Origin of the sequence: Curtobacterium sp. B8 (genome assembly GCF_000333315.1) — a bacterium.
Lineage (GTDB): Bacteria > Actinomycetota > Actinomycetes > Actinomycetales > Microbacteriaceae > Curtobacterium > Curtobacterium luteum.
In genome coordinates this window covers 1-3100 of the sequence record NZ_BACW01000507.1, presented here as the reverse complement: position 1 = coordinate 3100, position 3100 = coordinate 1, and the positions used below count along the sequence as shown (strand labels likewise).

Genomic DNA, 3100 nt, shown 5'->3' with positions numbered 1-3100 from the left:
CACCTCAACTGCCCGTGGCGCTCCCGCGGTTCGCCGCCGAGCCGTGCTCGCCGCCGTGAACCCTCGGTCGACACGTGGGACCAGTCGCGCATCGGCACCGAGATCGAACGCCGTGTGGTCCGCTGGGCGACCGAGACGATCGGGTTCGCGGACGGCGACGGGGTCTTCACCTCCGGCGGGTCGCAGTCGAACCTGCACGCGCTGCTGCTCGCCCGGCAGGCCGCGACCCTCCGCGGTCCGGCGTCCGGTCGACGTGGCCGTCCCTCGCTCGACGACCTCGTCGTGTTCGCCACGGCGTCGAGCCACTTCAGCGTCCGGAAGTCGGCGATGGTCCTCGGGCTGCCGGAGCACGCCGTCGTGGACGTCGCCACGGACGCCGCCGGCCGGATGCGCCCGGACGCCCTCGCCCACGCGATCGCGGACGCCCGCCGCGAGGGACGGACCCCGATGGCCGTCGTCGCGACCGCGGGCACGACCGACCGCGGCTGCGTCGACCCGCTCGAGCCGATCGCCGACGTGTGCGACCTCGAGGCGGCATGGCTCCACGTCGACGCGGCCTACGGGTGCGGCCTGCTGGTGTCGCCGACCAGGCGACACCTGCTGGACGGCATCGAGCGGGCCCGCAGCGTGACGGCGGACTTCCACAAGTCGTTCTTCCAGCCGGTGTCGTCCAGCGCGCTGCTCGTCCGGGTGCCGGAGGACCTCGGGCTCGCGGCCTGGCACGCCGACTACCTCAACCCCGAGGACGCCGAGGAGCCGAACCAGGTCGACAAGTCGCTGCAGACGACCCGCCGGTTGGACGCGCTGAAGCTCTGGGCGACCCTCCGGGCGAGCGGTGCGGAGGCCATCGGACGCGCGTTCGACACGGTGATCGACGTCGCTGGCCGGGTGCACGAGCACGTTCGTCGGCACCCTGAGCTGGTGCTCGTCGCGCCGACGGACCTGAGCACGGTGCTGTTCCGCTGGCAGCCGGACGACGTGAGCGACGACGACGCGGACGCCCTCGTCGCGCCGCTCCGAGCGGCGCTGCTCGCCGAGGGCCGGGTACTCATCGCGAAGACGGTGATCGACGGTCGGCCCTGCAACAAGCTGACGCTGCTCAACCCAGGGACGACCGAGGACCAGGTCGTCGCGGCGCTCGGGCACGTCGCCGCGACGGCCCGACGACTGCACGTCGAGCGGCAGCGCAGCGCACGGCACGCCACCGAGACGACGGGAGCACGGCGATGAGCACGAGCACGAGCACGAGCACGAGCACGAGCACGATCGGCACCGCCACCGGCACCGCCACCGCCACCGCCACCGCCACGGTGCACGACCTCATCGGCATCGGCATCGGGCCCTTCAACCTCGGCCTCGCCTGCCTCACGGAACCGCTCGACGACCTCGACGCGGTGTTCCTCGACCAGGCCGACGGCTTCGCCTGGCACCACGGCATGATGCTCGACGACGCGACGATCCAGGTCCCGTTCCTGGCGGACCTCGTGACCATGGCCGACCCGACGTCGCCGTTCTCGTTCCTCGCATGGCTCAAGGAGACCGGACGGCTCTACCCATTCTACATCCGCGAGGACTTCCACCCCCTGCGCGTGGAGTACGACGCCTACTGCCGATGGGCGGCCGACCGCCTCGGGACGCTCCGGTGGGGCCGTCGGGTCGTCGCCGTCGAGCACGACGACGGCACCGACCTCTTCACGGTGCACGCCGAGACCGCTGACGGGCCGGAGCGGTACCGGGCGCGCCACGTCGTGCTCGGCATCGGCACCGAGCCGGCCGTGCCCGACGCGCTGCGCGGACTCGAGGGGCCGGTCGTCCACTCCGCCGGGTACCTCGACGCCCGCGACGAGCTCCGCGACGCCGAGTCGATCGCGGTGATCGGCAGCGGGCAGTCCGCGGCCGAGGTGTACCGCGACCTGCTCGAGGGCATCCGGGACGGCGGGTACCGCCTCGACTGGATCACCCGGTCGCCGCGGTTCTTCCCGATGGAGGACACCAAGCTCACGCTCGAGATGACGAGCCCGGAGTACACCGACCACTTCCACGCCCTGCCGCGCAAGGTCCGTGACCGCCTCGGCCGCGAGCAGCGCGGGCTCTACAAGGGCATCAGCGCCGACCTGGTCGACGAGGTGTACGACACCCTCTACCGGATCAGCGCGCGGGGCCCCGTCCCGACGACCCTCCGCACCGACACCAGTGTCGTCGCCGCCGAGTGGTCGCCCGACGCCGACCGCTACCGGCTCACCCTGCGGCACGGGCAGCTCGGCACCGAGGCGACCCACGAGGTCGCGCGGATCGTCCTCGCCACCGGGTACCGCCCGCGGACACCGGACTTCCTCGCCCCGGTCGAGCACCTCGTGGCACGCGACGACCGGGGGCGCTTCGCGGTCGGGCGCGACCTGCACGTGGACACCCTCGGCGGGCGGATCTGGGTGCAGAACGCCGAGGAGCACACGCACGGCCTCACGGCCCCCGACCTCGGGATGGGCGCGTGGCGGAACGCGTCGATCATCCGGTCCGTCACGGGGCGCGCCGTGTACGGCCTGGAGGAACGGATCGCCTTCCAGGAGTTCGGCCTGCCCGGCGGACGGTCGGTTCCCGACCCCGCGGCGAGCGCCGCCCCGACCGCCGCCCCGAGTGACGTCGTCGCGGCAGACCGTCGGACCGCCACCACCGAGGTGTCCGCGTGAGCGCCCCGGTGACGGTCGCGGTCCCGTCGGGCCGCGCCACGGGCCTCCCGTCGGTGCACCCCGTGGACCCGGGACGGGACGCCGCCGTCGTCCAGTCGTGGCTCGCCCACCCGGCGTCGTCCTGGTGGGGCATGCCCGACCACGACGTGGACGCCGTCCGCGCGTACCTCCGTGCGGTCGGCGACGACCCCGCCCAGCAGGGCTGGTTGCTCCGCCGCCACGGTGAGCCGATCGCGTACGCGGAGACGTACGACCCGGCCACCGTGCTGCTCACCGACGTGTGGGACGCCGAGCCCGGAGACGTCGGCATGCACCTGCTCGTCGCCCCGCCGCCGGCGCCGGTGCGTCGGGCGGTGGCCGTGTGCACGGCCTGACGAGTGCCGTGATGGCGGCCGTCGTGGAACACTGCCGGG

At 73.5% G+C, this 3100-nt stretch carries 3 protein-coding genes; all 3 read left to right on the top strand.

The features are described from left to right. A partial coding sequence (locus tag I59_RS20000) for a pyridoxal-dependent decarboxylase (RefSeq protein WP_083882130.1) occupies positions 1-1230 on the top strand: 1230 nt, incomplete at its 5' end. Then, positions 1227-2687, top strand: a complete 1461-nt coding sequence (locus tag I59_RS13035; protein WP_022904242.1) for a lysine N(6)-hydroxylase/L-ornithine N(5)-oxygenase family protein — start codon at positions 1227-1229, stop codon at positions 2685-2687. The genes I59_RS20000 and I59_RS13035, both read left to right, overlap by 4 nt. After that, the gene (locus tag I59_RS13030) at positions 2684-3061 is read left to right on the top strand and encodes a GNAT family N-acetyltransferase (protein ID WP_049976586.1); all 378 of its coding nucleotides are present in this window, start codon (positions 2684-2686) and stop codon (positions 3059-3061) included. The genes I59_RS13035 and I59_RS13030 overlap by 4 nt, the downstream gene beginning before the upstream one ends. Positions 3062-3100 lie beyond the last annotated feature (39 nt).